Below are 22,224 nucleotides of genomic sequence, written 5' to 3' on the forward strand. Positions count from 1 at the left end.
CCCGGTTCGTGTATGCAGGTTATATTAAGGGTGGCGTGAATTCGCCGTGATTTGAGTGAAGTTTCCGAATACGATTAAAAAACTTTAATCTTCAAAAATATCCCGGTAGTCGTCCGTGTATAGGCAACAATCTTTTCTTTCTATACGCGGCAGCCTGTGGCGCTCTTCAATATGTTGCGGGGCCGTTTTGCTGGTGGTTGACTACCGCCGTTACCCCTTTTGGGGGTTATTGGCGAAAAATAGGTACCAAGTTTCATTTGTTCCATTCTCGCAACAAGCAAGATGAAATTTATTGTTTCGTACGGCAATGGCATCTGACGGTTGCCTTCGAGGCGTTTTGCCCCCATCTAACCGCGGACGAAGCTTTCCAAGCGGGTAGGAATGATGAGCAACGACGCTGCCGGAACCAACGGTCTGATCAAGGATACCACCACCCAGACCTTCATGGCCGACGTGATTCAGGAATCGATGAAGCAGCCGGTGCTGGTCGATTTCTGGGCCGAATGGTGTGGCCCTTGCAAGCAATTGGGGCTGATCCTGGAGAAGGCCGTGCTTGCAGCCAAGGGCAAGGTCAAGCTGGTGAAGATGGATATCGACAAGCATCCGCAGATCGCCGGGCAATTGGGGGTTCAATCGATTCCCGCCGTCTTCGCCTTCTCCAAGGGTCAGCCTGTCGACGGCTTCATGGGGGCCATTCCCGAAAGCCAGATCAAGGAATTCATCACCAGGATCGCCGGTCCCGGCGGCGATCCGGACACGGAGGCCTTGCTGGCCGAGGCCGAAGCCTTGCTCAACGAAGGCGATGGAGCGGCAGCGGCTCAGCTCTTCGCGCAGATTTTCGAGCAGGACGCCGAGAACCTGAAGGCGATCGCCGGCCTTGCGCGCTGTGCGCTTGCCGCCGGAGAGCTCGATCAGGCCAAGGCCACGCTTTCGCTTACGCCAAAGGGCAAGGAGAATGATCCCCTCATCGCCAGCGCCCGGGCCGCACTGGAACTGGCCGAACAGGCCAGCGATGTCGGTGATCTGCAAGGGCTGGCGCGCCAGGTCGAGGCTGATCCAAAGGATTACCAGGCCAAGTTCGACTACGCCCTGGCTCTCGCCGCTGCCAATAGGCGCGAGGAGGCGGTCGACCAGCTGCTCGACATCGCCCGGCGCGACCGCAAATGGAACGAGGACGGCGCGCGCAAGCAGCTCGTGCAGTTCTTCGAGGCCTGGGGCCCGATGGACGAAAACACCATCTATGGTCGCCGCCGGCTGTCGTCGATCCTGTTCTCATAAATAGTGACGCGGCCCGCCAGCAGGCCGTAAGATGCCGCCCGGAGGTCGCGGTCGCGACCTTGAGAAACTGTCATGCCCCGTCCTTGGGCCATGACAGCCTCCAGGCCCGTTTGAGGAATGGCAGCCGATGCATCCCTTGTTCAAGACGGAGGCCGATCTGCCTCCTGTCGTTCCGGTCTTTCCCCTGGCCGGCGCCCTGCTGTTGCCGCGTGGCCAACTGCCGCTGAACATCTTCGAGCCGCGTTACCTGGCCATGATCGACGACGTGCTGAAGGGACCGCGCCTGATCGGCATGATTCAGCCCGAGGACGAGGAAAACGAGACGATGCCGCGCCTGTTCCAGGTCGGCTGCGTCGGGCGTCTCACCCAATTCGCCGAGACAGGCGATGGGCGCTACCTCATCCAGCTCACCGGTATCTCGCGTTTCAAGGTCCTGTCGGAGGAAACCGTCACGACGGCCTACCGCCAATGCCGTATCACGGCCGAACCCTTCGCCATCGATTTCACCCCGCGTGCCGGTGAAGAGGAGGTCGACCGCAAGAGCCTGATCGATACGCTGCGCGCCTATCTTGCCGTCAATCGCTTCCAGGTTGACTGGAACGACATTCACGAGGCCTCCAACGAGGCGCTAGTCAATGCGCTGTCGATGATGAGTCCGTTCGGGCGGCGCGAGAAACAGGCGCTGCTCGAGGCCTCCTGCCTGCGGGAGCGCGCCGAGATCCTGGTCGCCATCACGCAGATCGAACTTGCCAAGAGCGGCGACGGCTCCGATACGCCGTTGCAGTGAGGATGAGTGCCGATGCCCACGCCGACACCGCATCGCCCACCGCCGCTGACCGATCCCAAGCTCCTGGAATTGCTGGTGTGCCCCCTCACCAAGACGACGCTGGAATATGATGCGGAAAAACAGGAGCTGATCTCGCGCGCCGCCAAGCTTGCCTATCCCATCCGGGATGGTTTCCCTATCATGCTGCCCGAGGAGGCAAGGATCATCGAATAGGACGGCTGATCGAATAGATCGGATCGTTCCGTTCATTTGCCTCGATAGCCGAAAGGAAGACGCAGAGAATGTATGACAGCCCGCCGGAGCTCCAAGGATCGACACAGGAACCGACCGTTCTCGGCGCCGCCTCCATCCCACGCGAGGATTGGGACCGGGCACCGTGGAACCGCTGGTCGTTCCAGCATGTGCGGGAACTGGTGCCGACGGCGCAGGTCTGGCGTGGGCCGGGGCCGGCCACGGCGCTGCCGGTCGCCTTGCAGGACATCGATGGGATCGCTTTTGAGAGCGACGGCCAGCCGGCAACGATCGGAAGCTTCTTCGAGGCGAATTACGCCGACGGATTTCTGGTGCTGCATCGCGGCAGAGTGGTGGCGGAGCGCTATTTCAACGGCATGACGAGCCACAGCCAGCATCTGTCGCAATCGGTCGCCAAATCGGTGGTGGGTACGGTTGCCGGCATCCTGATCGGGCGCGGCGTGCTCGATCCCGCCGCGCCGGTCACCTATTATCTGCCGGAGCTGGAGACGACCGCCTATCGTGGCGCCACCGTGCAGCAAGTGCTCGACATGACGACCGGCGTCGTGTTCGACGAAACCTATACCGCGCTCGATTCGCATATCGCCAAGATGGACGTGGCCAGTGGCTGGAAGGCCCGCAAGGATCCGAGCTGGCCGACCCATGTCTTCGAGCTGATCCTGCAACTCCAGGCCAGCCAAAGTGTCCATGGCGCCATCTTCAACTACCGCTCCGTCGAGACCGACGTGCTGGCTTTCGTGCTGCAGAGCGCCACCGGCTTGTTGCTCCCCGAATTGGTGAGCCGAGAGCTCTGGTCACCGATGGGGGCCGAGGAAGATGCTTATTTCACCGTCGATTCCGCCGGCTATGGCCTGGCGGACGGTGGTTTCAATGCCACCTTGCGGGACTACGCCCGTTTCGCCCTGCTGCATCTCGGCGGTGGGGAGATCGGGGGCCGGCGCCTCCTTCCGTCCTCCTGGCTGGAAGACACGCGTTTCGCTGCGCGGCCCGATCTCTTCCAGGGCGTCTATCGCGACATTCTCCCTCGGGGCGCCTATCGCAACCAGTTCTGGATCGAGGATGTCGAGCGCGGGGCCTATATGGCCCGGGGTGTGTTCGGACAGCTCATTTATATCGATCCCGTCGGCGAGTTTGCCGCCGTGGTGCTGTCCAGCTGGCCGGAATTCCTGCACGCACCGCGGACGCGCGCCAGCCTGGCTGCGGTCCGGGCGATCCGCGATGCCCTGGCGTAGGCGGAGGGGCGCGCGAGGGGGCTTTTTCGAAGTCACGCGGGCAAGGTCGTTTGCGTCTGGCAGCCTGCCAGGAGCCAGGCTCGGAACGCCAGCATCGCGGGCGAAGGCTGGCGTGATTTGAGATGAGTCAGCCAGTATGAACCGGCGTGAACCTCGGTCTCGAAGGGGCGTATCAGCCGGCCGCTGGCCAAGGCGCTCGAGAACATCGCTGTCGGCAACAGGCCGACGCCGATGCCTTGGGCGATGGCCTCGGCCATGGTGACCGAGGAATCGAAGACGACGGCATGGGTGGCGGGGCCGCTGGATCCTACTGCGGCGAACCACAATTGCCATTCATCCTCGCGATAGGATCGCAGAAGCACTTCACCGGCGAGATCCGCCGGCCGGCGCAACCGTTCGGCCGTGGCCGGCGCACAGACGGGCGAGAGCGGGGCAGGCATCAGAAGCGTCGCCTCGGTGCCATGCCACAAGCCGTCACCGAAGCGGATGGCATAGTCGAGGCCGTCGCCGGCCAGATTGATGCGGTTGTTGTTGGTCAGAATGCGCAGGTCGATGAAAGGATGCGCCTCGCCAAAGGACCGCAGGCGCGGCAGCAGCCAGCCGGCGGCGAAAGTACCGACCACGCCGACCGTCACCACGTCGCGGAAATGGCCTTTCTCGAAGCGGTCGAGCGTGGCGCCGATGCGCCCGAACGCTTCGTTGAGGACAGGGACGAGCGCCTGGCCTTCCTCGGTGAGGGCGAGGCCGCGCGGCAGGCGGCGGAACAGGCGCACGCCCAGGATCTCCTCCAGGTTCTTCACCTGGTGGCTCACGGCAGTCTGGGTCACCCTCAATTCGAGCCCGGCGCCGGTGAAGCTGAGATGACGCGCCGCCGCCTCGAAGGCGCGCAGGGCATTGAGAGGCAGATGCGAACGGATCATGGATCCCCAAATTTTTCTCAGGTCTGAGGCGATTTATCATCGTTTGCCCTCCGCTCAGACCGCAGCCACCCTGACATCGAACGGTGTAAGGAGTTGGTATGACCAGACGGAATTTCATGGTTGGAGCAAGTGCAGCCCTGTTCTTGCTGCCATTCGGCGTCGCGTTTCCAGTGGCCGAATCGCGAGCCTCGACGGATTTCGCAGCGGCAATCAGGCGGATCGAAGGCGAGGTGGGCGGACGCCTGGGCGTTGCCGCTCTCGATCTCAAATCGCGCATGAGGCTGGCTTATCGACCGGACGAGCTCTTCCCGCTCTGCAGCACCTTCAAGCTGCTGGTTGCCGCTGCGGTGCTCGCTCGGGTCGACCAGGGGCATGAACAACTGTCCCGTCCGGTCCCGATCGGGGCCGCGAGGCTGCTGCCCAATTCGCCGATAACGGCCAGGCATGCCGGCGGCCATCTGACCCTGGCGGAGCTCTGCGAGGCTGCGATCACCGTGAGCGACAACCTGGCCGGCAATCTCCTGCTGGAAGCCGTCGATGGACCGGCCGGATTGACCCGTTATCTGCGCTCGATCGGTGACCCGGTCAGCCGTCTCGACCGCTGGGAGGTGGAGCTCAACGAATCGCTGCCGGGTGATCTGCGCGATACCACCAGCCCCGCAGCCATGCTGGCGGACCTCCAGCGCCTGCTGGTCGGAGAGGCGCTGTCGCCATCCTCGCGCAGCCAGCTCACGGCCTGGCTGAAGGCCAGCCGAACCGGTGATACCCGCCTGCGGGTCGGGTTGCCCGCAGGATGGGCCTTCGGTGACAAGACAGGAACCGGCGAGCGCGGTTCGACCAATGATGTCGCCATTGCCTGGCCGCCCGGTCGTCCGCCCCTTCTCATTGCTGCCTATCTGACCGGCACGATTGCGGCGGCCGACCGCCGCAATGCCGCCCTGGCTGCCGTGGCCAAGGCCGTGGTGGAGCATTTGCCCGCGTGAGCGCGGGAAGGGCGCAGTGGGTCCCTGCACGATTTCTGCACGAGGAGCCCACCGTGCCGCCACGAATGCTGTATGACGGCTGAACACCGGCGCAGCAGGATGGAGGCCATGGAGGAACCCATGCCGATCGCATCCGTCTCGCCGGGCCAGACCCTGCCGGCCCGCAACCACTCGCCCCTTCGACCGAGCTTCGTTCTCAAGGTCCTGGCCATCACGGTGCTGGCCGTCCTGGCCGACTTCGTCCTGTCGGCCGGGCAAGCCCTGCCGCAGGTGGGCAGCATCATCGGCTTCCTGGCTTTTGCCTGGCTTGGAGCGCTGCTGGCCTGCGACAGCCTGATGCGCCGCAGCCGAGCCAGTCGCTTCGCGGTGATCGGCGCCAGCCTGGCGGGTTTTGCCTTGATCGTCGAGCCTAGCCTGCTGGCCGGCCTGCTCTTCCTGACGGGATTGGCGCTGGCGCTGTTGATGCCGCGCCATGGCGAGTTCGGCAATGCGCTGGCCTGGGCCGTGCGCCTGCCCCTTTATGGGGTTCTCAGCCCGATGGCGGCCCTGCTCGATGCAGGCCGGCTGGTTCGGATCATGCGGTGGCGAGGAGGCTTCGCTCTTGGCGGGATCGCGGGGGGACTGCTCGTGGCCAGCCTCGGCTCGGTTCTTTTCCTGCTCTTGTTCTCCAACGCCAATCCCCTGATCGGCCTTGGTCTCGCTGCCTTTTGGGATGCGCTCGCCCTGCAGAGCGGAGGTACAGGCCTGTTCTGGCATGGTCTGTTCGTCCTGGCGAGCGTGGTTGCGCTATGGGCGAGCTTCAGGCCGCTGCGCCTGCGCCCCTTTGCCGGTGCCTCCACGCGCGCGCCGCTGCCGGTCCTGCCTTCCTGGCCCGGGATGGCGCCGGTGGTGATCGCGCTTGCTGCCTTCAACCTGGTGTTCGCCCTCCAGAATGCCTCGGACATCGCCTTTCTGTGGAGCGGCGCCAAGCTTCCCGAAGGCGTGACCTTTTCTCAATATGCCCATCGCGGCACGCAAGCCCTGGTTCTTGCGGCCTTCCTGGCGGCGGGCTTCGTGCTGGTCTGCCTGCGTACGGGCTCGCCATTGGCGGGCAAGGCGAGCGTGCGCCTGCTGGTCTATCTGTGGATCGGCCAGACCATGCTGCTGGTGGCCTCCACCATGCTGCGCATCGTCGCCTATATCGAGGCCTATTCGCTGACCTATCTGCGTATCACGGCCTTGATCTTCCTCTTCCTGGTGTTGACGGGATTGGCGCTGATCTCATGGCGTATCGCCCGCCGGCGCGATGGCGTGTGGCTAATCAATGCCAACGCCTTGTGCCTGGCCAGCGTGCTCGGCGTCTGCTGCTTCGTCAATTTCGAGGGGGTGATCGCCCGCTGGAATCTCGAACGGCAGGGATCGCCGCAAACCTTCGAGCGGAGAGACACATTTTATGTGGGGAGCCTCGGCGGCACGGGCACGCTGCTGGCGCTCAAGGATGCCAGCATGGCAACCGATACGGCGCAGAGCCGCGATCTTGCCGAACTGCGCGGACTGAGGCAGGTGGTGCAGACCAGGCTGGAGGCGCAGCAGGTGGACTGGCGCCGGTGGACGCTGGCCGGCGCCTGGCGGCTGCAGCAGGCGGGACCCTTACCCGATCCGGCGCCGCCGAACCCCGCTTTGACACCTTCCCCTTGAAATGACATTCATCGCTCATGTCCCGCACCATTCTCATCGTCGATGACGATCCGCATATCCGCGAATTGCTGGCCTTCGCCCTTGCCAAGGCCGGCATGACCACACACCAGGCCGGTGACGGGGAGGAGGGCCTGGCCAAGGCTCTCTCCCTCAAGCCGGACCTTGCCATCCTCGACATCAACATGCCGCGCATGGATGGCCTCGAGGTCTGCCGCCGGCTGCGGGCGCAGAGCGAACTGCCGGTGCTGTTCCTGTCTTCCCGGGATGACGAGATCGACCGGGTGCTCGGCCTGGAAATGGGCGCTGACGATTATGTGGTGAAACCCTTTTCACCGCGCGAAGTGGTGGCGCGTGTCGGTGCCATCCTCAAGCGGGTGGGCGCCAGGCCGGCCCAGGCCGTACCGGCATCGGTGCTGGCGCGCGGCCTGCTCAACCTCGACCCCGAGGGCTGGCAGACGCAATGGGCCGGGGAGCCGGTCGGTCTCACGGCCAAGGAGTTCCAGCTCCTGCAGATCCTGGCCGCGACACCGTCCAAGGTGTTTTCCCGCGACGAGATCATCGATCGCCTGCACGGGCCGGGCTTTGCCATCACCGACCGTACCATCGACAGCCATATTCGCCATATCCGCCAGAAATTCTCGGTCGTGGGGGCCGAGGACGTGATCGAGACCCGGGCGGGCATCGGCTATCGCATCGGCGCCTGCGCGGGCAAGGCGGCGTGATCCTGCTCAGCCGGCTGAAGGACGCCATCAAGGCGCGCTGGCCGGCGCTGCGCCTGCGCTCGATCCTGATCGGGGTGCTGCTGTTCACCGCCCTGATGCCGGGCATCGGTGCCATCTTCCTCAGGGTCTACGAAAACGTCCTGGTGCGCCAGACCGAGGCGGAGCTGATCGCCCAGGCTGCGGTCTACGATGCAGCCTTCGATCTCGCCTGGCCCGGCCCAAAGCCGCTGCCGGTACCGCCCCCGACGGAGAACGATCCGAACGACTCCTATCGGCGGGACGATCCGTCAGCCGAGCCCTATTTCACGCCGGAGCAGCTGACGATCGATCTCAACACGATGCCGATCCTGTCCCAGCGCCCCCAGCCCATCGCTGCGTCGCAGGCGCCGGATGCGGAGGCGCTGCTCACCGCCAAGGCAATCACGCCGCTGATCGAGCAGAGCCGGCGCACCACGCTTGCGAGTGCGCTGATCCTCGACGCCAGGGGCACGGTGCTCTCCGACGGGCCACTTCAGGGCCAGAGCTATGCCTTCCTGCCGGAAGTCCAGTCGGCCATCGCGGGGCGCTCGCAATCGGTCCTGCGGCGGCGCGGAGATTATGTGCCGCGCTATGCCTTCGAGGTCTTCAGCCGTGCCTCGGCCATCCGCGTGCATTATGCCCGGCCGATCAAGCTGGGGGAGCGCACTGTCGGTGTCCTCCTGCTGTCCCGCTCGCCTCGCGCCCTGTTCCGCGGGATTTATGACGATCTCGGCAAGATTGCGCTTGGTTTCGGCATCATCCTCGCCGTGATCATCGGCCTGGCCGGCCTGCTGTCCAGGGCCATCGCCAAGCCGATCGAACAATTGACGCTGGCGAGTGCGGAGGTCGGCCGCCACCTCGGCCGTGGCGGCAGCGAGGTCCCCCCGACGCCGGCAACCGCTACCATCGAGATCCGGGCGCTTTTCGACAATTTCCGGCGCATGGCCGTGGCCATCGACCTGCGCTCGCGCTATCTGCGCGATTTCGCCGCCGCGATGAGTCACGAGTTCAAGACGCCGCTGACCGGCATACGCGGGGCGCTCGAGCTGCTCGACGAACATGGCGACACCATGAGCGCCGAGGAGCGCCGGCGCTTCATCGCCAATGCAGAGGACGACGCCGAGCGCTTGTCGCGCCTGGTGGCACGGTTGCTCGAGCTCGCCCGTGCCGACATGGCGGATGAGAGCGAGGCCGTGTCCACGCCCCTGGCCGATCCCGTGCGGCGCATCGCCGATGCCGGCTCCGACGACGACTTCAAGGTCGAGGTCATCATCGATATCGGGCTACCCACCGTGCGTGTCCCCGCCGACGTCCTGGAAGCGGTTTTGACCACCCTGGTCGAAAACAGTCGCCAGGCCGGGGCATCCAGGGTGATGATTTCGGCCAAGACGGCCGGAGATGGATATCTCGATCTTCGGGTCGCCGATGATGGGCCGGGCATTCCCTCCCATGATCGTACCCGCCTGTTCGAACCTTTCTTCACCACCAAGCGCGCCAATGGCGGCACCGGCCTCGGCCTGCCGATCGCCCGCTCCCTGCTCGCCAATAGCGGTGCCAGCATCGATTATGTCGACGAGGGCCCTGGTGCCTGCTTTCGCCTGCGTTTGCAGCGGAATGGGATGAGTGATCTGGGTTGAATGTCGGAATTCTTCTAGAGATGCCGGCCGATATCCATGCGCTGGTGCAATATGCGGATAATGTCGGTGGTTTGCCCCGCGCGGCGATAGAATACGATGTGTGAGCCGACATTATATTTGAGATAGCCTTCCCGGATCTCGACCGGGCGGCCGGTTTTGTCCCGACCGCGAGCCCTTCGAAGGTTGCCAAGAGTGTACGGAAATAGCTGTCGGCTTGCTCGCGGGACCATGTTCGCAGTGTATAGAAGCCAGATTTCCTCAAGATCGCTTTCGGCGAGTGGCGTGAGACGATAGCGGCTGCTTCTCTCCGGCATGCTTGTCATGCAACCTTTTGAGGAAGGCTTGACCGTCGAATGGTTTGGGAGGCCCGGACTCCTCGCCGGCGATCAGGGCATCGCGCAGTGCCTGAAATCGCACTTCCTGCTCTTCCAGCAGGCGAAGGCCTGCCCGTACGACATCACTCGCCGACCCGTAACGCCCAGTGTCGACCTGTTCGTCGATAAAGGCCGCGAAGTGATCTCCTAGGGAGACAGAGGTATTGCGGGCCATGTCCATATCTCCAAATCGATACCAATATATATTATTTTCTGGTACAGGACCATGCCGATCGCGTTTTAGCGCAAGACATTTGAGGCCCAAGATCGGACGAGCTGCATTTCGGGTTCGGTCAGCACAGGTTTGCGTACGCGCTTTTATCTTTTCATGACCTGACCGGTACCTGCCCGTCCGGGACGCCATGCCCCTCGAACAATCGCCTCTCCGCGGCGAGGCCGTTGCCGACCAGATCGAAGAAGGCGCGGATACGGGCGGTGTTCTTGAGGTCGCCATGGGTGACGATCCACAATTCGCCCGTTAGTTCGGGCATTGGTTCGGCAAGGGCACGGGCGAGGCCGGGGTCGCCGTCACCGAGATAGCAGGGCAGCAAAGCAAGACCGAGCCCGGCCTTGGCAGCGACGGCCTGGTTGACTAGGCTGTTCGAGCGATAGGCAATGGCGTCGGTTGGCAGGTGTTGCGCCAGCCAATCGGCCGCACGGATTCCTGCCGTCCCTTCCTGCCAGCCGACAAAGGTCCGGCCGGCGAGATCGGCCGCGGCAATGGCCAGGCCGCCATTCGTCGCAACGATGGCGGGCGAACCATAGAAGGTCCAGGCCATGCCGGCGAGCTTCCTGCCCCATAGATCGCCTTCCCTCGGTCGCACCGGCCGGAAGGCGATGTCCGCCTCGCGGCGCGACAGGCTGAGCACACGGTTGTCGATGGCAAGCTCGACCACGATGCCCGGATGGACCTTGCGGAAGGCGGCGAGGTGCTGTGTCAGGCGGCTATAAGCAAGCGTTTCGGAGGACGTGACGCGCAGCCGGCCCGAGAGGCGATGGTCGCGGCCGGTGATGTCGCGGTCGAGCGCCAGCGCTTCGTCCTCCATGCGTTCGGCGGCGACAGCCATGCGCTCGCCGGCGGCCGTCGCCTGGTAGAGGCCACCGGGCAGTCGCTCGAACAGGCGCAGATCCAGACGTGCTTCCAGGGCGTTGAGGCGCCGGAAGGCTGTCGAGTGATCGATCGTCAGGGCCTTCGCCGCTGCCGTGAGGCTGCCCGCGCGCTGGATTGCCAGCACCAGACGCAATTCGTTCCAGTCGTCCATGGCTTCTTCATAGCATTGCGACGGCTTGCAGTCACGCAAGCGCCACTGGTGCAATCCCAATTGGCCATGCGTACGTGCATTGCCCTAACCTTTGCGTCGAACAAACCGCAGACCTGCCGGATACCGGCGGGGCGGTCGTGTCAAACTGAAGGGAAATGGAACATGAAACTCTATTACGCCACCGGTACCTGCTCGCTCTCTCCCCATATCGTGGCGAAGGAGGCCGGCATCGGGCTCGAGCTCGAACGCGTCGACCTGCGCAAGACGCCGCATGTCACCGAACGGGGGGTGGATTACACCAGCGTCAATCCCAACCATTATGTGCCCGCGCTCGAACTCGATGATGGCTCGGTCCTGACCGAAGGCGCGGCGATCAGCCAATATCTCGCCGATCTCAAGCCCGAAAGCGGCCTGGCCCCGGCCGCCGGCACGGTCGAGCGTACCCGGCTGCAGTCCTGGCTGAACTTCATCGCCTCGGAACTCCACAAGATGTATAGCCCGTGGCTGTTCCATCCCGAATATGGCACGCAAGCCCAGGATGTCGCCCGCACCAAGATCGCCGAGCGCCTCGCCACCGTCGAGCGCCATCTGGCTGAGCGCAGTCCATTTCTCCTGGGCGAGACCTTCACCGCTGCGGACGCCTATCTCTTCACCATCGTCGGCTGGTCGCCCTACACCAAGGTGGACCTTGCACCCTTCCCGGTGATTCGTGCCTTCATGGCGCGTGTCGGCGCGCGTCCGGCCGTGCAGGCCGCCATGCAGGCAGAAGGCATGAGGGTGGCGGCATGAGCAGCGAGTTCCGTCCCGCCAGGCTGACGCTCGTCAGCCATCATCTCTGCCCCTATGTGCAGCGCGCAGTGATCGCGATGATGGAGAAGGGAGCGCCGTTCCAGCGGCGCGTCATCGATCTTGCCGCCAAGCCTGAGTGGTTCACGGCCCTGTCGCCGCTCGGCAAGGTGCCGTTGCTGCTGGTGGAGCCGGCGGGGGCGCCTCAGGCCGTACTGTTCGAGAGCAGCGTCATCTGCGAATTCGTCGAGGAGAGCGTGGAGGGGCCGAAGCTGCATCCCGACGATCCGCTGGAGCGCGCCCGGCATCGGGGATGGATGGAATTCGGCTCCTCCATCCTCGCCGATCTCTGGGGCCTGGAGACGGCCACCGACGCGGTGGGCTACGAGCGCGCACGTGCCAGGATCGCGGACAAGTTCGCCCGCGTGGAGGATGTGCTCGGCAACGGCCCCTATTTCGCCGGCGACGCCTTCAGCCTGGTCGACGCCGTGTTTGCGCCGATCTTCCGCTATTTCGACCTCTTCGACACGCTTGCCGATACCGCCGTTTTCGCGGCGCTGCCGCGAGTCCAGGCCTGGCGCCAGGCGCTCTCGGTCCGCCCCAGCGTGCGCGCGGCGGTCGAGCCCGACTATCCCGATCGGCTGCGCGACTTTCTCGTCCGGCACGATGCCTTCCTGCTGAAACAGGCAGCGTGGAGCGAGCGATAAAGGGTCTGTCATCCCCGGCCGAGCGTAGCGAGGGGAAGGGGATCCAGGGGCTCTGAACGCGATCTATGGCTCCTGGATCCCCTTCCCTCGGCCTCCGGCCTCGCCGGGATGACAGAGCCATCAGCCTGGCGAAATTGGAAAACACCGCTGCGCCCCGCTTGCTCACACCAGCCGGCGCGGGATTACCTCGTGGAAGCTGCGATCGGCGATCTCGACCCAGTCCTGCAGAGCGCGGATCCGAGCGCTGATCTCGAAATTCTCGTCATCGGCGATCATGCGGGCTTCGGCCTCGATGCGGAATTCGATGCCGTCGCAGGTGAGCGTGCAATGATGCGTCACCGTCTGGCAGGCGCTATGCGGCTCGCCGTCGCGGATCGAGAATTCCCGGCGCAGTCTATGGGCGAAATCGGTGGCGATTTCCTCAAAACGCATCGGCGCCGAGCCGAAGGCATCGCCGTCGACGACGAGATGGGCGGTGCCTTCGATGAGGTCGAGGCTGAATTTGCGCTCGGCGTGGGGCGCGCGGCTGGTATGGACCGGGCCGGCTTCGGCCATGCTGACGGGCGGGAAGGCGAGGGTGGCATCCTCGCGCCGCGGCCGGCGCACCGGCAGGATCAGGGCTGCCTCGCCGGTGCGAACCGTCAGCGTCGCCTGCGCGCGCGCGGGCCAGGCCATGGGCCAGGCCGAAGTCGAGATCGACAGGCGAACGCGGTTGCCGGCCACGAAGGCATGGGCGCAGTCGTTGAGCTTGATGCGAACGGTCTCGAACACGCCGGGCGTCAGGGGCCTGGGTTCGGCGTGGCCATCCCGATGGGTGAGGTTGAGGATGGCGTAGGAGACGCGCTCGGAGGAACCGTCGGGCGCGACGTCACAGAGCCGTACATGAATCTGCGCCGTGGGCTGGTCGGAAGCGACTTCCAGCACCAGCTCCGGCGCGCCGAGGATCTCGGTGCGGTCGGCGAGCTCCTTGGAATCGAAGACGAGGGACAGGCCGTCATCGAGGCGCTGGTCGGCGGGCGCTTCGCCCGGCAGGCCGGAACTCATCCATTCGCCGCCGCCGGCGCCGCACCAGAGCGGCGAGCGGATGGCAAGCTCCGCGGCGGGTGCCGGTCGCCACCAGAGCTGGCCGGGCGAGAGGAACATCGGCCGCCGGGTGATCAGGCGCGAGGGCCAGGACGCCTCGCCGATCCAGCGGCCGTTGCGGCCCTCGTCCGAGGTGCCGCGTTCCTGCATATAGGCCCGCAGCATCGGTTCGTTCATGATGCCGTTGTCCAGCCCCCTGAGCCAGTGATCCCACCAGCGCAGGGCTTCCTCCAGGAAGCCGATGGCGGGGCCGGGCAGACCCTGATGCGGGTAGTGATGGGCCCAAGGGCCGATCAGGCCGAGGCGCGGGCCCGGCAGGTGTTCGAGCAGGCGGGGTATCGCATTGGAATAGGCATCCGCCCAGCCGCCGACTGCGAAGACGGGTATCGCGATGGCGGACCAGTCCTCGCAGACCGAGCCCTGTTGCCAATAGGCGTTGCGATGCTGTTCGCTGGCCCAGATCGCCGGAAAGAAGGGTAGGTGGTCGAGGCGCTGCTCCCACGCTTCGCGCCAGCCCTCGCCATGGAGCGAGGGCGTGGGCGGCAAGGCTTGCCAGGCCATCATCGCCGAGCCCCACCACAGATTGTCCGCCAGCAGGGCGCCGCCCATGAAATGCACGTCGTCGGCATAGCGGTCATCGGTGGAGCATACGCTGATCACCGCCTTCAGGGCCGGTGGCCGGCGGGCAGCCACCTGCAGGGCGTTGAAGCCGCCCCAGCTCTTGCCGATCATGCCGACCTTGCCGTCGCACCAGGATTGCTGTGCGATCCAGGCGATGACAGCGCAGGCATCCTCCTGCTCCAGCGGCAGATATTCGTCGTCGAGCAGGCCCTCGCTGTCGCCCGAACCACGCATGTCGACCCGGATGGCCGCGTAGCCATGCGCTGCGAACCAGCCATGCATCGCTTCGTCGCGCGAACGCGTGCCGTCCCGCTTGCGATAGGGGATATATTCCAGGATGGCGGGAACAGGCTTCGTCTCCGCTCCTTCCGGCAGCCACAGGCGCGCCGCCAGCTTGACACCGTCGGGCATGGCGATCGTCAGATGTTCGATGATGCGGACGGGATTGGGCATGCTTCACTCTGGATTGGCTGGACCGTTTCTCATAGCACGGTCGGGGAACGCAGGGCGACCACGGGCATTTTGTGACTTTGATCATCACGAAAGACACAAAGTGCCCGGGATGTTTCTAGACCAGGCTGGCATTGAGGAGATGGCGGCGCAGCAGCGCGGCGGCGACCTCGAAATCGGCGGCCTCCAGCCGGTCGAGTATCTCCATATGCTCGCGGCATGAAATTTCTACGCGATCCCGGCCATAGGTCCAGTCATAGTTCGACAGGCGCCGCAGCCGCGACTGGCGCCGGACCGCATGAGCGAGGTAGCGGTTGCCGGATGCGGCGCCGATGCCTTCGTGGAAGGCCGCGTTGGTTTCGAAAAAGGCGATGCTGGCCGAAGCGCTCCACTGGCCCGCCCGGGCAGCGGCGAGGGCGGCGGCATGGCGTTCGCGCATGTCTTCGGCCCATCCAGGTCTCAGCTTGAAGCCGGGCTCGAGGATGGCGGCCGGCTCCACCAGCATGCGGAAACGATAGCTTTCCTGATTGGCGCCGTCATCCCGTAGAAGATCGGCGAAATGCCAGCCATAGCCGGCTTTGCGCTCGACGATGTCGAGTTCCTCGAGCCGGGCGAGGGCGTCCCGCACGCGCTGGCGGCTGACGCCGTAGCGTTTCATCAGCTCGGCTTCCGAAATGTCGAGCGGCAGGCTCTGGCGTTCATGGTCGTGGGCGATGCGCACCAGCAATTCATCGTCGAGGTCGGTACTGCGCGAGGGGGGAGGTGCCGGCTGCGGCGGCAGGGCGATGAGCTCGACGCCCCGGTTGGGCCGGCGACCCACGAAGCCTCCTGCGGCGAGCTGGTCGAGGGCGGCCCGGATCGGCGTGCGGGAGACACCGAGCTCCTGGGCGAGGCGGTTCTCGTTCAGCCGCGCCCCCGGCTGCATCGCCTCGTCGTGGATCAGGCGCACGATGCGGTCGAGCAGATCTTGCCGCAGACGGGTCGACGGTTCCTTGACATCCAACTCAGATTGTTTCATGTAATCACAAAATACAATTCATGATGCGTGGACCTGTTCAGTTCTGATGTATCAGGTCCCGCTGCGACAATGAAGGCTCGGCCTTCATCACAGGCACATGCAAAGTGGGAGACGGTGGAAAATGAGTTCGCGAAACGCTGACGGCGCGGCGTCCTATCAGCCGCGGGTTCTGCCGCTTCCCCTGATCGAGGTTGCCGGTGCTCCGCGGGAGCGAGGCCGGCAATATGGCGAGCAGGCCGCCGCACGCATCCGGCACGGCATCGAGCATTATTCGGCCCAGTTGGAGGCGGCCAGGCTGCCCTGGCACGAGGTGGAGGGGCTGGTCTCGCGCTTCGAGCCGACCATCCGCGATTTCGCCCCGGCCTATATCGATGAAATGCGCGGCATCGCCGAGGGGGCAGGGCTGCCCTACGCGGCCATCGTGCTGCTGAATGCCCGCACCGAAATTCTCAAGCTTGCCGAAATGCGCGAGAACGGCATTGTCGCGCCGCTCGAAGCAGACGGCTGCACCGGCGCCGTCGTCCTGCCGCAGTCGACCGCCTCGGGCCGCCTCCTCCATGCCCAGAACTGGGATTGGAAGGCCGAATGCGCCGAGACCGCTATCGTCCTGAAGATCCGCAGCGAGGACGGTCCCGACATTCTTACCTTCACCGAGGCGGGCGGGCTTGCGCGCAGCGGCTTCAATTCAGCCGGCATCTCCATCACCGCCAATTATCTGGAAACGGATCGCGATTATCGCCAGCTCGGCGTCCCGCTGGCCCTGATCCGGCGCAAGGTCCTCGAACAGAAGCGCCTGGCCCTCGCCATGCATGCCGTCTACGCCACGCCGAAATCGGCGGCCAACAACATGATCGTGGCCCAGGCCAACGGCATCGCCATCGACTTCGAATGCGCTCCCGACGAGACCTTCCAGGTGCTGCCGCAGGCGGGCCTCATCGTGCACGCCAACCATTTCCAGAGCCCGGTCGCTCTGTCCAAGCTGGTCGATCGCGGCATCGCCGACACGCCGGACTCACTCTATCGCGACCTGAGGGTGAGGGCGCTGATCGAGCCCCATCTCGGCGCCGTCACCATGGACCATGTCAAGGCGGCGCTCTTCGACGATTTCGAGACGCCCTGGGCTGTCTGCCGCCCGCCGCATCGCGAAGGCTCCACCAACCTCTCGGCGACTGTCGCCATGATCGCGATGGAGCCCGCGCTCGGCGTGATGGAGGTGGCGATGCTGCCGGCCCTCAATCGCAGCTTTGAAACTTATCGCCTCGATATGAACATCCACGTGCCGAGCAGCGGCACCTTGTCCAGGCAGGCCGCCTGACACGCCGAGGCGGCGTAGACCGCCCGGTTCATCCGACCATCCCGACGATAAATCGCATGGGGAACTGACATGACGAACCTTCGGACCCTTGCCTGCGGCGCGGTCGCCTTGGGATTGCTGGCTGGGGGGCCCGCCCTGGCCCAGTCGCAGGATGTGCTGCGCATCCAGCTCAATGCCGATATCCGTTCGACCGACCCCGGCATCAATCGAGACGCCAATTCCGACGCCGTGGTGATGAACGTGCTCGAGGGGCTGGTCGCCTTTCGCGAGGACGCCTCCGTCGGTCCCATGCTGGCGGAGAGCATCGATACCTCGGCGGATGGCCGCAGCTACACCTTCAAGCTGCGCAAGGGCGTCACCTTCCACGACGGCACGCCGCTGACCGCCGCGGATGTACTGTTCGACTGGCAGCGCTACATGGCGCCGCAGAACAATTGGCGCTGCCTGCCGGAATTCGACGGTAGCGGGCGCATGAAGGTCACCGGCGTCGAGGCCGTCGACCCGCTCACGGTGCGCTTCACCTTGGCCGAACCCTCGGCTCTGTTCCTGACCACGCTGGCGCGGGTCGATTGCGGCGGCACCGGCATCTATGCGCGCAGCTCCGTCGGCGCCGACGGCAAGTGGATCAAGCCGGTCGGCACCGGCCCGTTCAAGTTCGAAGCCTGGGTGCCCGGCCAATATATCGACCTTTCCCGCAACGAGGCCTATGCAGCCTTGCCCGGCAAGCCCGATGGCTATGCCGGCAACAAGATGCCCAAGGTCGCTAGCGTGCGCTTCATGATCATTCCCGATCCCTCCGCGGCCAAGGCGGCCCTGCTCTCGGGCGGCATCGACGTCATTCCCGATATCGCCGTCTCCGACATGGCCGAACTGCGCGAGAACGCGGATGTGAAGGTGCAGAGCAAGCCGACCATGGAGCTCAATGCCATCCTGTTCCAGGTCAAGGATCCGCTGCTATCGGATCCGCGCATCCGGCAGGCGCTCGCCCTCTCGCTTGACGTGCCGCAGCTCGTCCAGGCGGTCACCGAAGGCGAGGGCAAGCCCAACCGTTCGCTGATCCCGGTCAGCTCGGCCTATTACGGCGAACCCGAGGCGAAGATGCCGGAGCGCGATCTCGACGCCGCCAGGAAGCTGCTGGCAGAGGCCGGCTACAAAGGCCAGCCGATCCGGATGCTGACCTCCAAGCACTATCAATATCTCTATGACATGGCCGTGCTGGTGCAGGCGATGGCAGAGGAGGCCGGCATCAAGATCGAGCTCGAAGTGCTCGATTGGGCGACCCTGCTCGACCACTACACCAAGGGTGACTATCAGGCGGCGGCCTTCTCCTATTCGGCTCGGCTCGATCCGTCCCTGTCCTTCGACATGGTCAGCGGCGACAAGGCCAAGGCGCCGCGCAAGGTCTGGGACAATCCTGCCGCCCTCGCTTTGCTCAAGCAGAGCACGCAGATCGCTGACAAGGCCCAGAGGCAGACGCTGATCGACCAGATGGAGGCGATGTTCCGCACCGACGTGCCGATGATCGCGCTCTACAATCCCGCGGCCAAGGGTGCGACACGCGCGAATGTCGAGGGCTTCGAGGTCTGGTCGCTCAGCCAGCCCAGGGGATGGGGCGTGACGCTGAAATAGCAGCCCGTTCGACACTCCCGCTTGGCGAGGTAGTTCAGCAATGAAAGCACTGGCTCTCTATGTCGCGCGTCGGATCCTGTGGGCGATACCCACGCTCCTGCTCGTTGCCGTCATGGTTTTTGTGCTCGTCCGGCTGATCCCGGGCGATCCGGCCCAGGTCGCGCTCGGCGACAATGCCAGCGAGGCGCAGCTGGAGGCGCTGCGCATCGCCATGGGGCTCGACAAGCCGATCGTGGTGCAGTTCTGGTATTGGCTCCAGCACATGCTGCAGGGCGATCTCGGGCAGTCCATCACCAATGGCCAGGCGGTGCTGCCCTTGATCGTCGATCGCTTCAAGGTCTCGGCCATCATCGTGCTGGCCGCCGTGTTCCTGGCAGCCCTGCTGGCGGTGCCGGGCGGATTGCTGGCCGCCTGGAAGCAGAATCGCGCCGCCGATCTCGCCATCGTCTCCAGCGCCACGCTGCTGCTGTCGATCCCGAGCTTCTGGCTCGGCATGATCTTCCTGCTCGTCTTCGGCTCCAAGCTGCATTGGCTGCCGGTGGTGGGCTATGTGCCCTTCTCGCAAGATGCCGGCCAGGCCCTGCTCTATGTGATCCTGCCCATCGCCACGCTCGCCTTGATCGAGACGGGCGTGCTGACCCGGATGTCGCGCGCCAGTGCCATCGAGGTGCTCCGGCTCGAATATGTCATGCATGCCCGGGCGAAGGGCTTGAAGGAAAGCCGGGTGCTGCTACGCCATGTCCTGCCCAACGCCTTTGCCCCGACCTGGACCGTGATCGGCCTCACCCTCGGCAACCTGCTCGGCGGCATCGCCGTGCTCGAGACCGTGTTCACCTTGCCAGGCCTCGGCCGCCTAATGGTGGATTCGATCTTCTCGCGCGATTACCCCGTCATCCAGGGCTGCCTGCTGATGACGGCGCTGATCTATGTGCTGGTCAATCTGGTGGTGGACCTGTGCTACCCGCTGTTCGATCCCAGGGTCTCGGCGACATGAGCATGCTTCGCATCCCCCGTTTTCGCTTCAATGCCGTGCTCGGCGGCCTCTTTCTCGGCCTCGTGGTGGCGATGGCGCTGCTGTCGCTGGTCTGGACGCCCTATCCGCCGATGAAGGTGCATTTCACCGCGCTGCTCAAGCCGCCCTCGGCCGCCCACTGGTTCGGCACGGACAAATATGGCCATGACGTTCTCTCCGGCGTGATGGCCGGGGCATCGATCAGCCTGGGCATCGCCTGCCTGTCGGTCGGCTTTGCCGTGGTGCTCGGCACCGCGCTTGGTCTTCTCGCCGGCTATCTCAAGGGAACGGCCGATCGCGTCCTGATGGTGGTCAGCGATGCCCTGCTGGCCTTTCCCGGCCTGCTGCTGGCGCTCGGCGTCATCGTCATCGTCGGGCGCGACCACAGCGTCGGGGCGATCGTGCTGGCCCTGGGTCTCGCCTATACCCCCTCCGTGCTGCGAGTGGTGCGCGGCACGGTGATGTCGGTGCGCGAGCGCGAATATATCGAGGCTTCGCGCGTCATCGGCAATTCCGAATGGAAAACGATGGTCAAGCATGTGCTGCCCAATTGCCTGGCGCCGATCATCGTGCTGGCGACCTCCATGCTGGGCTGGGTGATCCTGTCGGAAAGCTCACTCAGCTTCCTCGGCCTCGGGGCGCCGCCGGAGATAGCGAGCTGGGGCAACATGCTGGCGGCGGCCCGGCCCTATATCGAGCGGGCGGCCTGGCTCGGCGTCGCGCCCGGCCTCTGCCTCGCCTTTACTCTGCTCGGCATCAACCTGATGGGCGATGCCATTCGCGACCGCTTCGATCCGCGCATGGAGGGACAGCGATGAACGGGACGATCGCAAATCCGCTGCTCGGCGTGCGGGGCCTGACCATGGAGGGGCCCGGTGGACTGCGCATCCTCGACGACGTCAGCTTCGATGTCGGGGCCGGCGAGATCGTGGCGCTGGTCGGAGAGTCCGGCAGCGGCAAGACCATGGCGGCGCGCTCCGCCTTGCGGCTGGTGCCGCCGCAGGTGCGTCGCATCGCCGGCGAAGTGCTGTTCGAGGGGCGGGACGTGGACAGCCTCGGCGCCGAGGCGATGCGCCGGCTGCGCGGCGGCTCGATCGGCATGATCTTCCAGGAGCCGATGGTCTCGCTCAATCCGGCCATGACGATCGGCGCCCAGCTTGCCGAGGGGTTGATGCTGCATCGCAAGGTCAGCGCGGCTGAGGCGGACAGCCTGGCCTGCGCAATGCTGGCGCGGGTGCAGATCAAGGATCCAAAGGGCTGCCTGAGCGCCTATCCGCACCAATTCTCCGGCGGCATGCGCCAGCGCATCATGCTGGCCTCGGTGATGCTGCTGAAGCCGAAATTGCTGATCGCCGACGAACCGACCACGGCGCTCGACACGCTGTCTCAGCGCGAGGTGCTCCGGCTGATGGTGGAACTCACGCGGACCGAGGGTACGGCGGTGCTGCTCATCACCCACAATCTCGGCCTGGTGGCGCAATATGCCCATAAGGTCGTGGTGCTGCAGCGCGGGCGGCTGGTCGAACGGGGCGGCGTGGCCGAGGTGCTGACCCGGCCGCGTCAGGCCTATACGCGCGCTTTGCTCGATGCCTTGCCCAGGCGCGAGGACAACCGCGCGCCGGTTCCCGACGCGCCGGCCTTGATCGAGGCGCGCGAGGTCAGCGTGCGCTTCCCGGGCTCTGGTGGAATGTTCTCGTCGACCCCGCCCAAACTGGCGGTCGATGGCGTGTCTCTGGCTGTGCGTCCCGGCGAAGCGGTGGCGGTGGTCGGCGGTTCCGGTTCCGGCAAGACCACGCTGGGGCGGGCGATGATCGGCCTGTTGCCTCTGGCGAGCGGCGAGGTCGCCTTTCGCGGCGGGCCGATGGCCGGGGCCGGGCGGTCGCGCCAGCGCGATTTCCGTCTCAACTGCCAGCTCGTCTTCCAGGATCCCTATTCTTCGCTCGATCCGCGCCAGCGCATCGGCGACATCGTTGCAGAGCCCCTGTCCCACGGACCCCGGCTCGGGCGAGCGGAACGGCGTGAACGGGTGGAAGCCATCCTGGCCGAGGTGGGGCTCGCCGGTTTTGCGGAGCGCTTTCCGCATGCCCTGTCGGGCGGCCAGCGCCAGCGCGTCGCCATTGCGCGGGCCGTGATACGCAATCCCGCCTTCGTGGTCGCCGACGAACCGGTGTCGGCGCTCGACATGACCATCCAGAAGCAGGTGCTCGAATTATTTCGGCGCCTGCAGGACAAGCATGGCTTTGCCTGTCTCTTCATCTCGCACGACATGGCGGCGGTCTCGCAGGTCGCCGACCGCATCGTGGTGATGAAGGACGGCCGGATCGTCGAGCAGGGCAGTGTCGCCGAGATCTTCGACCGGCCGCAGCACACCTATACGCGCGCTTTGTTGGAGGCGACGCCTTCCCTGGCCGTCCCGCAGGCGATGCCGGCCTGAGGTCGTCGGCGGCAGCCACGCTGCTGC

The 22,224-nt window shown here is 65.1% G+C and carries 21 protein-coding genes; 15 read left to right on the forward strand and 6 right to left on the reverse strand.

What is annotated here, in order from left to right; genetic code table 11:
* The first annotated feature begins 381 nt into the window (after positions 1–381).
* The 4 genes from ACIGJE_RS35265 to ACIGJE_RS35280 all read left to right on the forward strand — a co-directional run bounded on the left by ACIGJE_RS35265 (position 382) and on the right by ACIGJE_RS35280 (position 3,549).
* A complete protein-coding gene (locus tag ACIGJE_RS35265; protein ID WP_415085110.1) occupies positions 382–1,278 on the forward strand; it encodes a tetratricopeptide repeat protein in 897 nt (298 codons plus the stop codon).
* Between the two features lie 127 nt (positions 1,279–1,405).
* On the forward strand, positions 1,406–2,065 hold the full coding sequence (locus ACIGJE_RS35270) for an LON peptidase substrate-binding domain-containing protein (protein ID WP_311932870.1): 660 nt from the start codon (positions 1,406–1,408) through the stop codon (positions 2,063–2,065).
* Between the two features lie 12 nt (positions 2,066–2,077).
* Positions 2,078–2,278, forward strand: coding sequence for a Trm112 family protein (locus ACIGJE_RS35275; RefSeq protein WP_311932869.1), 201 nt, complete (start codon positions 2,078–2,080; stop codon positions 2,276–2,278).
* Positions 2,279–2,346: 68 nt separating this feature from the next.
* On the forward strand, positions 2,347–3,549 hold the full coding sequence (locus ACIGJE_RS35280) for a serine hydrolase domain-containing protein (RefSeq protein ID WP_394314548.1): 1,203 nt from the start codon (positions 2,347–2,349) through the stop codon (positions 3,547–3,549).
* A 32-nt stretch (positions 3,550–3,581) separates the two neighbouring features.
* Here the strand turns inward: ACIGJE_RS35280 and ACIGJE_RS35285 are convergent, their stop codons facing one another.
* On the reverse strand, positions 3,582–4,469 hold the full coding sequence (locus ACIGJE_RS35285) for a LysR family transcriptional regulator (RefSeq protein ID WP_415085107.1): 888 nt from the start codon (positions 4,467–4,469) through the stop codon (positions 3,582–3,584).
* Positions 4,470–4,567: 98 nt separating this feature from the next.
* Here ACIGJE_RS35285 and bla point away from each other — a divergent pair, with 98 nt between their 5' ends.
* The 4 genes from bla to ACIGJE_RS35305 all read left to right on the forward strand — a co-directional run bounded on the left by bla (position 4,568) and on the right by ACIGJE_RS35305 (position 9,506).
* A complete protein-coding gene (bla, locus tag ACIGJE_RS35290) occupies positions 4,568–5,452 on the forward strand; it encodes a class A beta-lactamase (RefSeq protein WP_415085105.1) in 885 nt (294 codons plus the stop codon).
* 120 nt (positions 5,453–5,572) lie between these two features.
* Positions 5,573–7,129, forward strand: a complete 1,557-nt coding sequence (locus ACIGJE_RS35295) for a DUF4153 domain-containing protein (protein WP_415085103.1) — start codon at positions 5,573–5,575, stop codon at positions 7,127–7,129.
* 17 nt (positions 7,130–7,146) lie between these two features.
* The gene (locus ACIGJE_RS35300) at positions 7,147–7,851 is read left to right on the forward strand and encodes a response regulator transcription factor (RefSeq protein ID WP_311932864.1); all 705 of its coding nucleotides are present in this window, start codon (positions 7,147–7,149) and stop codon (positions 7,849–7,851) included.
* Positions 7,848–9,506: a sensor histidine kinase gene (locus ACIGJE_RS35305; RefSeq protein WP_415085101.1), complete on the forward strand. Its 1,659-nt coding sequence runs from the start codon at positions 7,848–7,850 to the stop codon at positions 9,504–9,506. Before ACIGJE_RS35300 ends, ACIGJE_RS35305 begins: the two co-directional genes overlap by 4 nt.
* Positions 9,507–9,520: 14 nt before the next feature.
* Here the strand turns inward: ACIGJE_RS35305 and ACIGJE_RS35310 are convergent, their stop codons facing one another.
* The 3 genes from ACIGJE_RS35310 to ACIGJE_RS35320 form a co-directional block, all read right to left on the reverse strand.
* Positions 9,521–9,829, reverse strand: a complete 309-nt coding sequence (locus tag ACIGJE_RS35310) for a type II toxin-antitoxin system RelE/ParE family toxin (RefSeq protein WP_483681329.1) — start codon at positions 9,827–9,829, stop codon at positions 9,521–9,523.
* Complete coding sequence (locus ACIGJE_RS35315; protein WP_415085097.1) at positions 9,765–10,055, reverse strand: type II toxin-antitoxin system ParD family antitoxin; 291 nt, start codon at positions 10,053–10,055, stop codon at positions 9,765–9,767. The genes ACIGJE_RS35310 and ACIGJE_RS35315 overlap by 65 nt, the downstream gene beginning before the upstream one ends.
* Positions 10,056–10,206: 151 nt before the next feature.
* Positions 10,207–11,142 (reverse strand): LysR family transcriptional regulator, encoded by a 936-nt coding sequence (locus ACIGJE_RS35320; RefSeq protein WP_415085095.1) that lies wholly within the window; start codon positions 11,140–11,142, stop codon positions 10,207–10,209.
* Positions 11,143–11,304: 162 nt separating this feature from the next.
* Between ACIGJE_RS35320 and gstA the strand changes: the two genes are divergently transcribed.
* Both gstA and ACIGJE_RS35330 read left to right on the forward strand, forming a co-directional pair.
* Positions 11,305–11,931 carry a glutathione transferase GstA gene (gene gstA / locus ACIGJE_RS35325; RefSeq protein WP_483681332.1) on the forward strand — a complete coding sequence of 209 codons (627 nt, stop codon included), beginning with the start codon at positions 11,305–11,307 and terminating at the stop codon, positions 11,929–11,931.
* A complete protein-coding gene (locus tag ACIGJE_RS35330) occupies positions 11,928–12,635 on the forward strand; it encodes a glutathione S-transferase family protein (protein WP_483681334.1) in 708 nt (235 codons plus the stop codon). Before gstA ends, ACIGJE_RS35330 begins: the two co-directional genes overlap by 4 nt.
* 162 nt (positions 12,636–12,797) lie before the next feature.
* Here ACIGJE_RS35330 and ACIGJE_RS35335 read toward each other — a convergent pair whose 3' ends face one another.
* Positions 12,798–14,792, reverse strand: a complete 1,995-nt coding sequence (locus ACIGJE_RS35335; RefSeq protein WP_483681336.1) for a CocE/NonD family hydrolase — start codon at positions 14,790–14,792, stop codon at positions 12,798–12,800.
* Between the two features lie 115 nt (positions 14,793–14,907).
* The gene (locus ACIGJE_RS35340; RefSeq protein ID WP_483681338.1) at positions 14,908–15,807 is read right to left on the reverse strand and encodes a GntR family transcriptional regulator; all 900 of its coding nucleotides are present in this window, start codon (positions 15,805–15,807) and stop codon (positions 14,908–14,910) included.
* Positions 15,808–15,928: 121 nt separating this feature from the next.
* Between ACIGJE_RS35340 and ACIGJE_RS35345 the strand changes: the two genes are divergently transcribed.
* The 5 genes from ACIGJE_RS35345 to ACIGJE_RS35365 all read left to right on the forward strand — a co-directional run bounded on the left by ACIGJE_RS35345 (position 15,929) and on the right by ACIGJE_RS35365 (position 22,197).
* Entirely contained in the window at positions 15,929–17,122 is a 1,194-nt protein-coding gene (locus tag ACIGJE_RS35345) for a C45 family autoproteolytic acyltransferase/hydrolase (RefSeq protein WP_415085085.1), read from the forward strand.
* 69 nt (positions 17,123–17,191) lie between these two features.
* Entirely contained in the window at positions 17,192–18,751 is a 1,560-nt protein-coding gene (locus tag ACIGJE_RS35350) for an ABC transporter substrate-binding protein (RefSeq protein ID WP_483681340.1), read from the forward strand.
* 40 nt (positions 18,752–18,791) lie between these two features.
* A complete protein-coding gene (locus ACIGJE_RS35355; RefSeq protein WP_483681342.1) occupies positions 18,792–19,745 on the forward strand; it encodes an ABC transporter permease in 954 nt (317 codons plus the stop codon).
* Entirely contained in the window at positions 19,742–20,581 is an 840-nt protein-coding gene (locus tag ACIGJE_RS35360; RefSeq protein WP_415085081.1) for an ABC transporter permease, read from the forward strand. Before ACIGJE_RS35355 ends, ACIGJE_RS35360 begins: the two co-directional genes overlap by 4 nt.
* A complete protein-coding gene (locus ACIGJE_RS35365; RefSeq protein ID WP_415085079.1) occupies positions 20,578–22,197 on the forward strand; it encodes an ABC transporter ATP-binding protein in 1,620 nt (539 codons plus the stop codon). Before ACIGJE_RS35360 ends, ACIGJE_RS35365 begins: the two co-directional genes overlap by 4 nt.
* Positions 22,198–22,224: the final 27 nt, after the last annotated feature.

The sequence above is a fragment of the Labrys sp. E2SS-1L genome, assembly GCF_057073705.1.